The 14,811-nt window shown below is 56.0% G+C and carries 14 protein-coding genes; 6 read left to right on the top strand and 8 right to left on the bottom strand.

Annotation, left to right across the window (positions count from 1 at the left end; all coding sequences use genetic code 11):
* The first annotated feature begins 250 nt into the window (after positions 1 to 250).
* Complete coding sequence (hpf, locus tag SJY32_RS13315; RefSeq protein ID WP_376876225.1) at positions 251 to 826, top strand: ribosome hibernation-promoting factor, HPF/YfiA family; 576 nt, start codon at positions 251 to 253, stop codon at positions 824 to 826.
* A 32-nt stretch (positions 827 to 858) separates the two neighbouring features.
* Positions 859 to 1,326 (top strand): PTS sugar transporter subunit IIA, encoded by a 468-nt coding sequence (locus SJY32_RS13310; protein ID WP_376876222.1) that lies wholly within the window; start codon positions 859 to 861, stop codon positions 1,324 to 1,326.
* 54 nt (positions 1,327 to 1,380) lie between these two features.
* Here the strand turns inward: SJY32_RS13310 and SJY32_RS13305 are convergent, their stop codons facing one another.
* The 7 genes from SJY32_RS13305 to cysQ form a co-directional block, all read right to left on the bottom strand.
* Positions 1,381 to 3,075: a beta-1,6-N-acetylglucosaminyltransferase gene (locus tag SJY32_RS13305; RefSeq protein ID WP_376876219.1), complete on the bottom strand. Its 1,695-nt coding sequence runs from the start codon at positions 3,073 to 3,075 to the stop codon at positions 1,381 to 1,383.
* Between the two features lie 9 nt (positions 3,076 to 3,084).
* Positions 3,085 to 4,095: a glycosyltransferase family 2 protein gene (locus SJY32_RS13300; RefSeq protein ID WP_376876216.1), complete on the bottom strand. Its 1,011-nt coding sequence runs from the start codon at positions 4,093 to 4,095 to the stop codon at positions 3,085 to 3,087.
* A 146-nt stretch (positions 4,096 to 4,241) separates the two neighbouring features.
* Positions 4,242 to 5,261, bottom strand: a complete 1,020-nt coding sequence (locus tag SJY32_RS13295; protein ID WP_376876213.1) for a glycosyltransferase family 2 protein — start codon at positions 5,259 to 5,261, stop codon at positions 4,242 to 4,244.
* 27 nt (positions 5,262 to 5,288) lie between these two features.
* On the bottom strand, positions 5,289 to 6,275 hold the full coding sequence (gene galE / locus SJY32_RS13290; protein WP_376876210.1) for a UDP-glucose 4-epimerase GalE: 987 nt from the start codon (positions 6,273 to 6,275) through the stop codon (positions 5,289 to 5,291).
* A 4-nt stretch (positions 6,276 to 6,279) separates the two neighbouring features.
* Positions 6,280 to 7,173: a UTP--glucose-1-phosphate uridylyltransferase GalU gene (gene galU / locus SJY32_RS13285; protein WP_376876207.1), complete on the bottom strand. Its 894-nt coding sequence runs from the start codon at positions 7,171 to 7,173 to the stop codon at positions 6,280 to 6,282.
* Positions 7,174 to 7,360: 187 nt separating this feature from the next.
* Positions 7,361 to 8,161 carry a 3-deoxy-manno-octulosonate cytidylyltransferase gene (locus SJY32_RS13280; RefSeq protein ID WP_376876204.1) on the bottom strand — a complete coding sequence of 267 codons (801 nt, stop codon included), beginning with the start codon at positions 8,159 to 8,161 and terminating at the stop codon, positions 7,361 to 7,363.
* A complete protein-coding gene (cysQ, locus tag SJY32_RS13275; protein WP_376877738.1) occupies positions 8,161 to 8,979 on the bottom strand; it encodes a 3'(2'),5'-bisphosphate nucleotidase CysQ in 819 nt (272 codons plus the stop codon). The genes SJY32_RS13280 and cysQ overlap by 1 nt, the downstream gene beginning before the upstream one ends.
* Before the next feature lie 124 nt (positions 8,980 to 9,103).
* On the opposite strand from cysQ, the gene SJY32_RS13270 reads away from it, so the two are divergent.
* Entirely contained in the window at positions 9,104 to 9,925 is an 822-nt protein-coding gene (locus SJY32_RS13270) for an ABC transporter permease (protein WP_376876201.1), read from the top strand.
* 3 nt (positions 9,926 to 9,928) lie between these two features.
* Here the strand turns inward: SJY32_RS13270 and SJY32_RS13265 are convergent, their stop codons facing one another.
* Positions 9,929 to 10,564 carry an alpha-ketoglutarate-dependent dioxygenase AlkB family protein gene (locus tag SJY32_RS13265; RefSeq protein WP_376876198.1) on the bottom strand — a complete coding sequence of 212 codons (636 nt, stop codon included), beginning with the start codon at positions 10,562 to 10,564 and terminating at the stop codon, positions 9,929 to 9,931.
* A gap of 204 nt (positions 10,565 to 10,768) precedes the next feature.
* Here SJY32_RS13265 and dnaK point away from each other — a divergent pair, with 204 nt between their 5' ends.
* The 3 genes from dnaK (at position 10,769) to radC (ending at position 14,782) form a co-directional block, all read left to right on the top strand.
* The gene (dnaK, locus tag SJY32_RS13260) at positions 10,769 to 12,685 is read left to right on the top strand and encodes a molecular chaperone DnaK (RefSeq protein WP_376876195.1); all 1,917 of its coding nucleotides are present in this window, start codon (positions 10,769 to 10,771) and stop codon (positions 12,683 to 12,685) included.
* A 62-nt stretch (positions 12,686 to 12,747) separates the two neighbouring features.
* Entirely contained in the window at positions 12,748 to 13,896 is a 1,149-nt protein-coding gene (gene dnaJ, locus SJY32_RS13255; protein ID WP_376876191.1) for a molecular chaperone DnaJ, read from the top strand.
* A gap of 154 nt (positions 13,897 to 14,050) precedes the next feature.
* The gene (gene radC / locus SJY32_RS13250; RefSeq protein ID WP_376876188.1) at positions 14,051 to 14,782 is read left to right on the top strand and encodes a DNA repair protein RadC; all 732 of its coding nucleotides are present in this window, start codon (positions 14,051 to 14,053) and stop codon (positions 14,780 to 14,782) included.
* Positions 14,783 to 14,811: the final 29 nt, after the last annotated feature.

The raw sequence follows: 14,811 nt of genomic DNA, 5'->3' as shown, positions 1-14,811 counted from the left end.
CGAACTCCCGCGCCAACAAGATTTTTTGATGACGCAACAAAGCTGCTGCAAATTTCGTTGACATCCCACGACTTATGGGAGCCAATTGACTTAATGCGTGAACATCGTGCCACCATCTCAGCACTGCCCCGCCCCCCCCTGATGGGAGAGGTTTTGGCGCGGGCGCCTGGTCACGCAGCTCTTCCCAAGACTTTAACCGGCCTGAAACCTATCTCTGATGGGATCGGGTCAAATACCTGAAGGAGGAACCATGCGGTATCAAATCAGCGGTAAGCAAATCGACATCGGCGAGGCCCTGCAAACCCATGTGAAGACCGAGCTCGGCGAGACAGTGGAGAAATACTCCCAACGTCCAACCGACGCTGTCGTGATCTTCTCGCGGAACGGCCACGAGTACGTTTGCGAATCCAATGTGCACCTCTCGACCGGCTTGAATGCTGCGGCGCGAGGTCATGCCGACGAAATCTATGCCGCCTTTGAATCTTGCCGCGAGAAGATGGACAAACAGCTCCGTCGTCACAAACGCCGTCTCAAGGACCACCATCGCGAGCGCAGCGAACCGGTTGAATTCGGCTCCGCGCCCAGTTATGTGCTCGCGACGGATGACGATGAGTCGCTCGACGAAGGCGCTAGCCTCGCTCCGGTGATCGTGGCCGAGATGGAAACCAAGGTTCCCACTCTCTCGGTTGGCGAGGCTGTGATGCAGATGGAGATCGCAGGCGTCGAGATGCTCGTCTTTCGGAATGAGAAACATGGCGGGGTTAACGTCGTTCATCGCCGCGCCGACGGAAATGTGGGCTGGGTCGACCCGCGTAGCATTAAATGAGTGCCCGAACGGGCGCAGAAATGTAAGGACACATGCAGCTTACAAACCTGCTTCAGCCAAACGCCGTGAAGGTTTTGGCAACTGTCACGAGCAAGAAGCGCCTGTTTCAGGACCTCGGAGACATCGCGCATTCAGCCTACGGGCTGGATGCCACTCAAACGGTTGACGCTTTGCAAGAGCGCGAAAGCCTCGGGCCGACGGGCGTAGGGCACGGCGTTGCCCTGCCGCACGCGCGCCTGCATGGGCCCTCTTCGGTGATCGGCGTTTTTCTACGACTGGAGAAAGCGCTCGAATTCGATGCTGTAGATCGGCAGCCTGTCGATCTGATCTTCGCGCTTTTCGCGCCGAAGGATTCCGGCGTCGAGCATTTGAAGGCGCTTGCTCTCGTCTCAAGAACGATGCGCAGCGCCGAAGTCTGCGCCAAGCTGCGTGCGAATACGGCCCCAGCAGCTCTCCATGCAGTGCTCACGGAAGCGCAGGGCGGCATTCAAGCCGCGTAAGACGTTCGCATTGTCACAGAAAAACTATCAGCGGCGCTGCCCCAGCGCCGCTTTTTATTTGACCAGATAGGGTCGCCCGCGGCGCGTATTAATTGGCCTTGGATCGTCACCCACAGGGAAGTCGCCCATCAAGCGAGGCTGCATCCCCTGGTTTTTCAAATTCTGCAAGAACTGCCCAAAGCCCGAAAGGTCGACCATCTGCGGCGCTTCGGTAAGTCTGCGCGTCGCACGCGGGTTGATCTCATCGATGATGGATTGCAGGGGCTCCATCGGATTCTCGATAAATTCGGCCATCGGCCAAATGCGCACGCGCGCCTTCACATACATTGATCGCAAGATATCGATCTGCGCTAACTCGATGCGCTGCAAGCGTGCCGCCTCGCTGCGGATCTCCGCGAAGTTTTTATCGGATAGGAACAAAGGCACGGCCCAAGCCCCGGTTATAACCGAGATTTGCGCGTTGGGATCTGTCGCGGTGAACCAATTAACATCTTGCGTGTCACGCGGGGAGAACATGAAGCACTGACGCTCCCCCCGTGAGTTCCAGATTAGGTTCGTGAGGAAGGCGCGAGGCGCATAATCGCGCAGCTTCGCGCTGTCAGTCAGCCCGCCGTTAAATACCTGTTCGCCCCCGGAATACTCCACACGCCCGGGCGCATAGAGATGGCCGTGCACCCGCGCGCCGACAGCTTTCGAGAGCCATCCATCGAAATTCTCAAAAACATCGGAGAACCCTTGGAAGATAGAATAGGGCGCAGAGGTCTTGCCATTCTCGCGATCCTTCACGGGAAAGCGCGATTGCATGTAAAGACCGGGGCGCCCCTTCAGGCGCCGCTCAACCGCCTTGGAGAAGAGCCGGTCGATTTTGGTTGGATCGGGTTCTCCAGTGCCCTGTGCGCCCTGCTTACGGCTCAGGAAGGTTTTATAAAGCTTGTCTGCCTTGGGCCATATCTTACGCGCAACAAAACAATCTGACCGGCGCAAAAGCTGAACGTGATCGTCGTAGAAGATATGCGGTTTACCTTGATAATCGAATTTGAACAGCGTCAAAGACCGGCTTTCGATTGATGTCGAATAAAGCCGAGCGAGCGTCTGGAAATAACTTTCATCCGGTATCCAGACCCGCTTAAAATATTGATCATAAAGCGCGCGATCAGGATCTTCCAAAATCGCGGAGAGGGTCTTGCGGGTTAGGCACCACCATTGCGAGCCCAAATGTGGCACAAGACCAGCAGGGATTTTACGACGGATTTTATACTTCCGTTGAAACGCGACATAACGATCAAACAGCCGACGTTGCTTCTTCCATGAGAAGGGGAAGCGCAACGTAAAGCGCTCGATATCGATGCCGCCGACGGTCCAGCCGACCTCGGTCGTCGTCACGCTCTCGATGAAATCCGTATAAGGCCGCGCCTCTAGATAAGCGTCCAACTCCGCAACGGGTCGCAGAGGGATGCAAGAACCCGATGCAAGAAAGACATGACCAACCTGATGAAGCCGAAGCATCTGTTCAGCGCCGGCCTGCGCCGCCTGCACCAGTGACCAAGTGCCCCATTCGCATTTAAACCGCTCGCAGAACGAGACGTTCTCAAGATCCTCGAAGCGAGCAACGAAATCATTGAAAGTGGCGTCGGCGACGCGCTTATCGACATGGATTACGACAGGCGCACCCGACTCCGCCCAATACCGCGCCACTTGCGCGGCGCGGTCGAACGCATCGTGGCACATCATGATGAAACCGACCGCCATCGCGTACCCTTACGCCCAATTGCCTTTGGAAATCAGCCCGTGAATTTCGAGTTGACGCCAATTGATATATTTCTCGGACCATTTGCACCACAGGTCCGGCTCGTTCGAAAGCTCCTGAAAATACGCCTTATACTCCCGCGAACCCGCGTAATGCTGGCGCCTTTCCAATTCCTCAGTCACTTTTTCGGTGAGAGGGGAAAGGAATTTTGCATGCAGCAAGCATCCCGAGGCTTTCTCGCCGCCCCAATCATCATACACGACATTGAGACCACGCGGCAAAAGCATGTGCGTCGAGCTCGCGTATATATAGCTACGATCCCATTTCACCAACGGGATCTTATTGAGCGAAGGCGCTGACTCCGGGTCGTCTGCGAAGAACATCCGCGCGCGCGGCCCGCCTTGAATCCACAAATTATGGAAGTATTCGTTTTTGGAAATCATATAGTTACCTGGATCAAACCAACACGCGATCTCAAACGGGTTTTGGCCTTCGCTGTAAGGGAAGGCGTCGATCGGGCCTTTGGGATACATATCGAGCAAAAACGCCGAGAACGAGCGGACCTCGTAAGTATCCAACCAATCCGTCAGAGCGGAAATAGGGCGTGTGTCGCAAAACGGGTAAACAAAAAACTCGTCAGGATCGACGGTCAACGTCCAATGGCCATGCCCATATTTTCGCAACAGCCAATTCATCCAATCGATCCCATAGCGCGAGGCCTTATAGGAGGCGGCGGTCGTCCAAAGCGTGACATCCGATTGATCTGCGAGATATTCGCGCGAGCCGTCGTCGCTCGCATTATCGACGATCACGAAATGCTGGATGCCCATCTCGCGGTAATAGCGCAAGAAATACGGCAGCCGAATACGTTCGTTACGGAGGGTCGCGAAAACAAGGATGTCTTTGGGCTTGATTTGTGCGCTGCGGTCGACAACCGACGTCAGCTCACGCCGTTTACGAAATGCGCGGAACTGCCGTTTGCGACGTTCACGCCGCAATCTGATAAGTTCTCTCAGGCGCAATGCTTAATCCTTTAACCTCATAACCATACTGTTGCCGAAAAAGATTTCGGCTTTTCTAATTGTTTCCTACTACGACACAAAATTACTGTCAAAAGCTGTAAAGGCCTGTAACGAAAAACATTCAAGCTCGGCCTTTCTGCGCGATTTCAATCACGGTGCCAATCGCCCGAAACCATCAATCCCGCTTGGATGAGAGAGCTTGGCCCCTCAAACCGCCGCGATTTTTTCGTCTTCAGCGTCGGATCTCGCGCGATCTGATCATAGTAGCCATCGTAGTGCTCTTTATGGGTGAAATGTTCGCCTCGTGCTTTTTCCTCGGCCGCCCGCGCAATTGCGCCGTCTAGGAATTTTGAGTGCAACAAGACCCCCGTCGGCAACTCCAAACGCGCGTCAAATGCATGGTTTAACCGTCGCGGAAGCGCGACATGCATCGAGCTGACATAAACATAGCCCCGCTTCCACGCGACAAGTGGGATCTTATGAAGATGCGGCGCGCGCTCGGGCGTTTTGACGAAAAAACTTCTGCGCCGTGGCCCTCCGCGAATTGAAATATTCTCAAAGCGGGGCTGATATTCCCAGATATAGCCAAGTGAATCGAAAAATGGCAAAGCCCGAGTCGGATCGTCATCAACCGTCGCCTCTGACAAGGGACCCTCGGGATAAAGATCCAACATGATCGCGCCCATCGACGGCGCACCTTTAGCCGAAAGCCACTGCGTCAACTCATTCAACGGGCGCGTATCGGAATGCGGGTAGACGAGCAACTCATCGGCATCAACCGTGACGCACCAATGCCCCGCACCGTAACGCGTCAAAAGCCAATTGGTCCAATCCATCCCAAATCGCGCATCTCGATAGCTGTTTTGGGTGATCCAAAGCGACACATCCGGCTGGCCCTGCAGCAAATCCACAGTTTGATCCGTGCAATCATTCGCCACGATCAGGAAATGCCGCACACCCAAAGCCCTGTAATGCTTCAGAAAATGGGGGATTCTCTGTGCTTCGTTGCGCATTGTCGCAAACAACAAGATGTCATCACGCGCGATTTTTCCGGTCCGGACAGCAACCGCAGTCAGCGCACGACGGCTACGGATGGCACGCCAAAGCAACCGCTTGCGCTTGATCCGCAATTTATACGCCTGCAACAGCTTTTGAGTGATGCGCATTCCGCCCGTTCCTAACCTCTTGAAAGGTTAGTATTCATAGTCTCCGGCTTGATGCCAGCGCCACGCATCAGCAATCATCACCGAAAGATCAGATCGTGACGGTGTCCACCCCAAGACGTCCTGCGCGCGCCCCGATCCGGAAACAAGCTTTGCCGCGTCACCGGCACGGCGATCACCCTCAATAATCGGGACATCTCGATTGGTGACCTCGCGCGAACGCGCAACGACTTCGCGGACAGAAAATCCGTTCCCCGAACCAAGACAGAAGACCTGCGATCCTTTTCCTGCCTCAAGCCATTGCAGGCCCAGTACATGCGCATCGACAAGGTCGGAGACATGCACGTAATCGCGAATGCAGGTTCCATCCGGCGTTTGATAATCCGACCCGAAAACAGTCAAGGCAGGGCGCCGGCCATCAATCGCGTCGAGCATCAATGGGATCAGATGCGTCTCGGGGATGTGTTGCTCACCGATCTCGCCCTCAGGATCAGCGCCAGCGACGTTAAAATAGCGGAAAATCACGGAGTTCAGACCGTGTGAAGCCCCAAAATTCGCCAAGATATCCTCAATCGCTCGTTTTGATGCTCCGTAGGAGTTGATCGGGCGCTGTGGAGTATCTTCGTTCAAGATGACACCGTCTTGATCGCCGTATGTCGCGCAGGTCGATGAAAAGACAAAATCCAGGCATCCAGCAGCCACGGCCGCCTCGACCAGCGTCAAAGACGCCAGAACGTTTCCGCGCCAGTATTTGGCGGGGTCTTTCATTGATTCCCCCACCAAGGACAGTGCCGCGAAATGCATTACGGCGACGGGCTGGTATTTGGCAAATACCTCATCCAATCGCGCACGATCCGTGAGGCAGCCCTCTTCGAGCGGGCCAAATTTCACCGCCTGTTTCCAGCCGGTGATAAAGCTGTCGAAGGTCACCGGAATATACCCAGCCGCTTTCAGCGCTTTGCAAGCGTGTGAGCCGATATAGCCCGCACCTCCGGTGACCAAGACATGTTTTGACACTGGGTTACTTGGCCCCGTTTTTCTGCGCGTGGAGATCATCGAGGTAGGTCGAGAACTCACCGCGCAGCTCTTCGCGGGCCAGACCGAAGGCGACGGTCGCCTGCAAGAAGCCAGCCTTCGAGCCACAGTCATACCGCTGACCGCGGAAGCGGAAGCCGTAGACTGGCTCGCCCGCGGTGATTTCTTCTGCGATCGCGTCGGTCAACTGGATCTCGCCGCCTGCACCCTCTTTTTTCTTGTTGAGGTTGCGCATGATATTCGGGGTCAAGATATAGCGCCCGATAACCGCAAGGTTCGAAGGCTCCGTGCCAGGCGCCGGCTTTTCAACCATGCCGCGCACCTTAACCATATCGCCCATATCTTCTTCGATATCGAGCACACCGTAGGACGACACTTTATCCTGCGGGACTTCCATCGCCGCAACAACGTTTCCGCCAGTTTCTTCGTGTGCTTCCATCATCTGCTGAAGGCATGGTTTTTCAGCCGCGATCACGTCATCCGTCAAAATAACGGCGAAGCTCTCGTTGCCCACCAGACGACGCGCGCACCAAACGGCATGCCCGAGGCCCAGCGCACGGTTCTGACGCACATAAGCAATCGCGCCGGAATCCATATTTGTGGACTTTAGTTCCTCGAGCATCTGCGTTTTGCCTTTTTTACGCAGGGACGTTTCCAACTCCGGGGCATCATCAAAATAATCTTCGAGTGCGGATTTGCCGCGCGAGGTAACAAAGAGGAATTCCTTGATCCCAGCCGCACGCGCCTCATCAATTGCGTATTGAATAAGGGGGCGATCCACGAGAGTCATAATCTCTTTCGGGATAGATTTAGTCGCAGGAAGGAACCGCGTTCCCAAACCAGCTACAGGGAAAATCGCTTTAGTTACCTTACGTTTCATATTCTTCACCTATTTCGCCGTTAACAATTAAGCGGCTGACATTTGCATGCTTTGGATAAAGCCCCATAAATGGGCGTCTTTCAAGTCAGCCGCGCCGCATTTACACAACCTAAGGCAGTTCGGATGCTTATTTCATAGAACCGTTGCACAGTTTATCGGCGGCATGCCGCCTATAAACGCAGCATGCTTAAGAAATCCCCATCTCAAGCATCATCTCCTCAATACGACTCACGTCGGAAGGATTGTTTAATTCCCAGAATTGACGGCCTCGTGCTTCAACTTCGACGCAGAGCACAGCGCGACCATTCTCAATAAAGCGGAGCTGCTCCAACCCTTCAAGCGTCTCGAGCGGGCCCACCGACCATTGGGAATACGCTTGAAGAATCTCCGGCCGGTAGGCGTAGACACCAACATGATGGAACACGGGCGTGGGGTCATGCGGCGCATAGGGCTTGCCAGTGTAAGGAATAACTTCCTTAGAGAAATAAATCCCGCGCTTCTCGGCCCCGAATACCGCTGTCGTCCCACCGACCCGCCCCTGATGGCGATCTTCGATCAAACTCGCGAGCATCGCGCCCTCGCAGCGCAAAACTGGCGTCGCTAGCTCCGCCCAAGGGTTCGCAGAAATGCCCGCGATCAGATCTTCGACAAACCAGGCAGGCGTCAGCGGCGCATCACCTTGAAGGTTAACGACAACGTCGAATGTCTCGCCCAGATTTGCGTAAGCTTCGGCGCATCGCTCCGTGCCGTTTTGACAGGCTTCCGATGTCATAACGACTTCGGCGCCGAAGCTCTCCGCCTCCGCTTTGATCCGTTCGTCGTCGGTCGCCACCACGACGCGATCCGCGCCCTGCACCGCCATCGCGGCATCCCAGCTGCGGCGGATCAAGGATTTGGCCTCGCCTGTCGCGCCCGTCAACTTGACAAGAGGCTTTGCAGGGTAGCGCGTCGAAGCATAGCGCGCTGGAATCACAATCAAAGTTGACATTATTTCACCAACAAAACGCCAGGCGCATAGGCAATGAAGAACGGGTTTTCGAACCCAGGTTTGCCGTAAGTGAACGGCGTGTGATCATCAAAGCGAATCACCTCGCCGCCCGCCCCGCGCAAAACAGCATCGCCCGCTGCGGTATCCCACTCCATCGTGCGACCAAGGCGCGGATAGAGATCCGCCTCGCCCGTCGCCACAAGGCAGAACTTCAACGACGATCCAGCCGATGTCATGTCTTTCACGCCGTATTGCGCAATGTAGTCATCCGTTGCCTGATCGCGGTGAGACTTGGAGGCGACCACCATCAAACCGCGATTATCGGGGACAGAAACGGTGATTGGCTTTTGCTCACCCACGGTTTCCTTGTCAAAAGCGCCCAATTCTTCGACGGAGCGGCCATCGGCTGTTGTGTAAAAGAGGCGCCCCTTTGCGGGCGCGTACACCACACCACGAACAGGAACACCGTTTTCAACATAGGCGATGTTCACAGTGAAATCGCCGCGGCGCTGCACGAATTCCTTTGTCCCGTCCAACGGATCAACGATGAGGAAGGTCGATACGGACTGGCCGTGCGATTCCGATTGCTCCTCCGTCACGAGTGGCATTTGCGGGAACGCCTCGGCTAAACCTTCTGAAATCAAAGCATCCGCAGCCTCATCCGCTTCGGTAACGGGCGAGCTGTCGGATTTCGACTTCACCTCAAATTCAGGGGAATTGTAGATTTCCATGATTTTATCGCCAGCTTCCAAAGCAAGGCGGCGCATCGTGAAGGTGAGACGTTCAAAATCCACTGGGACACTCCTTTGCGATTGCATGCGCATTTTATTGATCCGCACGCTTTCCCCCCTTATGCTTGGCCATCAAGGGAACAGCAAGTTTTCCAAGCGATAATCCGCTATCATCTCAGGCAACACAAATTCCCATCGGAGTCAGCCCGCCATGTTCAAGGCAGAACGCAGCAATAGCACGCTCGGCTCGACTTTCGCGCTGTTTGAGCTGATCTTTCATTCAACCGTCAGATCCATCCGCAAAAGCCACGGCAACGCCATTATCGGGCTTTTGATGAATATGATGCAGACGGTTATCCTCGTTGTGACCTTCTACGTCATGTTCAACGTGCTGGGGATGCGCGGCAATACAGTGCGGGGCGACTTCCTGCTGTATATCATGTCAGGCATTTTCCTATTCATGACGCACTCCAAGGCCATGGGCGCCGTGATGAGCGCCGAAGGCCCGACCAGCGCGATGATGAAACACGCCCCGATGAGCACAGCCGTATCGATCACATCATCTGCGCTCGGTGCACTTTACATCCAAGTGCTCTCGATGGTTTGCGTGCTTTATATTTACCACGTCGCCTTCCAACCCATCGAGATCGAAGACCCGATCGGCGCATTCGGCATGGTGCTTCTGTCGTGGTTTACCGGCGTTGCCATCGGATCGGTTTTCATGGCCGCGAAACCTTGGGCACCGGGACCGATCGGCATCATTTCGCAAGTGTATTCCCGCGCGAATATGATTGCCTCGGGCAAGATGTTCCTCGCCAACAACCTCCCGCACAAAATGCTGGTGATGTTCAACTGGAACCCGCTGTTCCATACGATTGACCAAGCGCGCGGCTATACGTTCATCAACTACAACCCCCATTACTCGACGGTGAGCTATCCGCTTTATGTCGGTTTGGCGCTGTTGATGATTGGGATGATGGGCGAATTCTACACCCGCCAATATGCGTCGATCAGCTGGGGCGCGAAGGGCTGACCCTCACGTCACAACACGTAGGGTGATATTCACGCGCCCCCCGTTGCGCATGAGGGGCGACGTTCCCGCCGCGATCTTGTCGATGCCGTGATAACAAAGCCGCGCCTCATCGCCCATAACCATCACATCACCCGATCGCAGCCATAGGCTCTGCGTACTCCCGCCCCGTGTCGATGAGCCAATCCGGAAGCGGCCATCATCGCCAAGGCTGATCGACAGAACGGGTTGGCTGAAATCGGCCTCGTCACGATCTTGGTGCAAACCCATCTTGGCATTCTCTGAATAGAAATTGATCAAACAGCTTTCGGGTGGGCGCGCCTCGGGTAGAATCGCCTCCCAGATTTTTTGAATCGACGCCGGAATTTCCGGCCACGGCGTTCCTGACGGGTGCACGGGTGAATAACGATAGCCGTTACGATCCGCGATCCAGCCAAAGCGGCCCGCCGACGTCATGCGCACCGACATCACCTTGCCAGAGGATAGAACTGGTGAAAAAAGCGGCGCACGCGCCACGATCTCACGCAAGTCAGCAAGTATCCGCGCTTGCTCGTCAGGCGTCAGCCAGCTCGCGTAGTGTAAAAAGCCGCGGATTTCCTGCGGATCGGGTCGATTGTTAGCATTATATTCGATTTCTGTCATTTTCCGCCCATCTTCCTTGCGGGGCAGTGCTTGCAGGCTGTTGCCCCCCTCCCTATATACGCCCAGACGCCGATTGCGGAAATCAGTCTGAAGATCACTTTCAGGCCAGATCCGAAATCGGGGGACTTGAAAACTGGGATCGGAAGGCTGGGGCCGTGCTCGGGCCAGCAATCCAATACATCGCCTAATGAAGAGGTATATATCATGGCCAAAGTCATCGGGATCGACCTCGGGACCACGAACTCCTGTGTTGCCATCATGGACGGCTCGCAGCCCCGCGTGATCGAGAACTCCGAAGGGGCGCGTACAACGCCCTCGATCGTTGCATATGCGGACGACGAACGTCTCGTCGGCCAGCCTGCCAAACGGCAGGCCGTCACAAACCCGACCAACACGATCTTCGCAGTTAAGCGTCTGATCGGCCGTCGCGTGACAGATGCTGAAGTAGAGAAAGACAAGAATCTCGTGCCTTACGACATCGTCGATGGCGGCAACGGGGATGCGTGGGTCGGCGTTCGTGGCGAGAAGTTCTCGCCGGCGCAGGTTTCCGCTGTGATCTTGCAGAAAATGAAAGAAACCGCCGAAAGCTACCTCGGCGAAGAAGTAACCCAAGCGGTTATCACCGTACCGGCTTACTTCAACGACGCGCAGCGCCAAGCGACGAAAGACGCAGGCAAAATTGCCGGCCTCGAAGTTCTGCGCATCATCAACGAGCCGACAGCGGCAGCGCTGGCCTACGGCCTCGACAAAAAAGAAACACGCACCATCGCGGTCTATGACCTCGGCGGCGGCACATTCGATATCACCATTCTTGAGATCGACGACGGTCTGTTTGAAGTCAAATCGACCAACGGCGATACGTTCTTGGGCGGCGAAGACTTCGACATGCGCATCGTGAACTACCTCGCAGAGGAGTTCAAAAAAGAGCATGGCACCGATCTGACCAAAGACAAGATGGCGCTGCAGCGTCTCAAAGAAGCTGCTGAGAAAGCAAAAATCGAGCTTTCTTCCGCGCAGCAGACCGAGATCAACCAGCCGTTCATCTCGATGGATCCGAAAACGGGCACGCCACTGCACATGGTTGTGAAACTGACCCGTTCGAAGCTGGAAAGCCTCGTTGCGGATCTCATCAAAGCCTCGATGAAGCCGTGCGCAGCCGCGTTGAAAGACGCTGGCCTGTCGAAAGGCGACATCGACGAGGTCGTCCTCGTTGGCGGTATGACACGTATGCCAAAAGTTATGGCTGCCGTGACAGAGTTCTTCGGCAAAGAGCCGCATAAGGGTGTGAACCCTGATGAGGTTGTGGCGCTGGGTGCTGCGATTCAGGCAGGCGTTCTGCAAGGCGACGTTAAAGACGTGGTTCTGCTTGACGTGACGCCGCTTTCCCTCGGGATTGAAACGCTCGGCGGTGTGTTCACACGCCTGATCGATCGTAACACGACCATCCCGACGAAGAAATCTCAGGTCTTCTCGACCGCCGAGGACAATCAGAACGCGGTGACGATCCGTGTGTTCCAAGGCGAGCGTGAGATGGCGGCCGACAACAAGATGCTCGGGATGTTCAATCTCGAAGACATCCCGCCGGCCCCGCGCGGCATGCCGCAGATCGAAGTGACCTTCGACATCGACGCCAACGGCATCGTGTCCGTTTCCGCAAAGGATAAAGGCACGGGTAAAACGCAGAACATCACCATTCAAGCCTCCGGTGGCCTCACAGACGAGGATATCGAGAAGATGGTGCGCGACGCAGAAGCCAATGCCGAGGCCGACAAGGACCGTAAGGAAGCTGTCGAGACCAAGAACCAAGCGGAAAGCCTGCTGCACTCGACCCGCAAATCGCTGGAAGAGCACGGCGACAAGGTTGATGCTTCCACCGTGGAAGTTATCGAGCTCGCGGCGAATGCCCTTGAGGATGCGTTGAAGTCGGAAGACATCGGCAAAATCCGTGGTGGCATTTCGAACCTCACCGACGCGGCTATGAAGCTCGGCGAAGCGATCTACAAAGCCTCGGCAGAAGCCGCCGAAGGCGATACGGACGCTGATCCGGACGCACCGCGCGACGTCGACGATGATATCGTAGACGCCGATTTCGAGGACCTTGGCGAAAATAAGCGCAAGTAAGCGCGGCGCACGCCGGCCCGTCACACGCGGGCCGGCGTATGCCTTCCTCGAGAGGGTGAGATATGTCGAAACGTGATTTCTACGAGGTTCTAGGCATCAAGAAAGGTGCCTCCGCCGAGGAGATCAAGAAAGCTTACCGCGTCAAAGCGAAGGAGCTTCACCCCGATCGCAATGCCGATAAACCCGAAGCCGAAAGCCAGTTCAAAGAAGCGAACGAGGCTTACGATGTCCTGAAAGATCCCGAGAAAAAAGCCGCTTATGACCGTTACGGCCATGCTGCTTTTGAGGGCGGAATGGGCGGCGGCGCACGGGGCGGCTATGGCGGCGGGCAAGGTGGCGATTTCAACTCCGCTTTCTCCGATGTCTTCGAAGATCTCTTTGGCGATTTCATGGGGGGACGCGGCGGCGGCCAGCGTTCGCGCGCGCAACGCGGATCTGATCTGCGTTACAATCTGCGCGTCACGCTAGAAGAAGCGTTCACTGGCGCCCAAAAATCGATCAACGTTCCCGGGTCTTCGGCTTGCGGATCGTGCAATGGCACAGGCGCGGAAAATGGTGCCGAACCACAAAATTGTCCAACCTGCGCAGGGATGGGCAAGGTTCGCGCGCAAAACGGCTTCTTCACGGTCGAACGCACCTGCCCCACCTGTAACGGGCAAGGCCAGGTCATCAAAAATCCGTGCAAGTCTTGTGGCGGCGCGGGCCGGATCGAGAAAGACCGCACTTTGTCGGTCAACATTCCTGCGGGCGTTGAAACCGGCACCCGCATCCGTTTGTCCGGAGAGGGCGAAGCGGGATTGCGCGGCGGGCCGTCGGGCGACCTCTACATCTTTATAGAAGTCCGCGAGCATGCGATCTTCCAACGTGACGGTGGGGTTCTGTTCTGCCGCGTTCCCGTTAGCCTCGTTGCGGCGGCGCTGGGTTCGGATGTCGAAGTCCCTACGATCGACGGCGGACGCTCCCGTGTGAAGGTGCCTGCCGGATCACAATCGGGGCGTCAAATGCGTCTACGTGGCAAAGGCATGCCCGCCCTACGTGGCGGTGGTGTTGGCGACATGGTGATCGAGCTGGCCGTGGAGACCCCCGTGAACCTGACCTCGAAGCAGAAAGAGCTCTTGCGTGAATTCGAGAAAATAGAGGTCGATAATAATCCCGAGGGCGCTTCTTTCTTTAAGAAGGTCAAAACGTTCTGGGATGGAATGAAGACCTGATAGAGAGCGCCTTCGGGCGCTCTTTTCTTTACGCCTGTCATTTTGGTGCGCGGGCAGGCCCTAGTTAATCAATTCTTAACCATCTCTGCGCCAAACTTCGGAGATGACCCAGCCACAGCGCCCCTCCCCCCAAAACACCTTCAGCGAGCAAGCAATGCCGCTGTTCAGCAATGACGAGGCCGCGCCCGTGCCCGTTACCAACAAGGGGCGCCTTCCTTCTTACATCTCAGATCATCGCGCTCGCCTCCGCGAGAGGTTTATGGCGGGCGGGGCCGAAGCAATCCCTGATTATGAGATGCTGGAACTCGTCCTGTTCCGCGCGATCCCGCGGCAAGATGTGAAACCTCTCGCGCGGCGTCTTCTCGATAAGTTTGGAGACTTCAATCGTGTTCTCACAGCCCCGCCGATACGCCTGCGTGAAATGCACGGCGTCGGTGAGGCCGTGATTGTCGAACTCAAGCTCGTAGAAGCGGCAGCCCAGAGGCTTGCGCGATCAAAGGTCATCAATCGACATATCCTCTCCTCATGGAACGCCCTGATCGATTACTGCCACACAACGATGGCACACCGCGAAACGGAACAATTTCGTGTGCTCTATCTTGATCGCAAAAACGTCCTGATCGCGGACGAGGCGCAGGCCCAAGGCACGATAGACCATGTCCCCGTCTATCCACGTGAGGTGATGAAACGCGCGCTAGAGCTTAACGCTGCCGCGCTGATTCTCGTGCATAACCACCCCTCTGGCGATCCTACCCCCTCAGAGGCAGACATCACGATGACCAATCAGATCAAGCAAGCCGCTGACGTGCTGGGCATCACGCTACACGATCATCTCATTATCGGAAAAAGTCGCGAGCTCAGCTTCCGAGGGGCAGGCTATATATGAGACCGGACTCGCAGGCGAGCCCGGTCATA

The sequence above is a fragment of the Albirhodobacter sp. R86504 genome (assembly GCF_042466415.1).
In the GTDB taxonomy this organism is placed as follows: domain Bacteria; phylum Pseudomonadota; class Alphaproteobacteria; order Rhodobacterales; family Rhodobacteraceae; genus Albirhodobacter.
The sequence above is the reverse complement of the archived record's forward strand: the minus strand, read 5'-3'. Positions and strand labels throughout refer to the sequence as shown.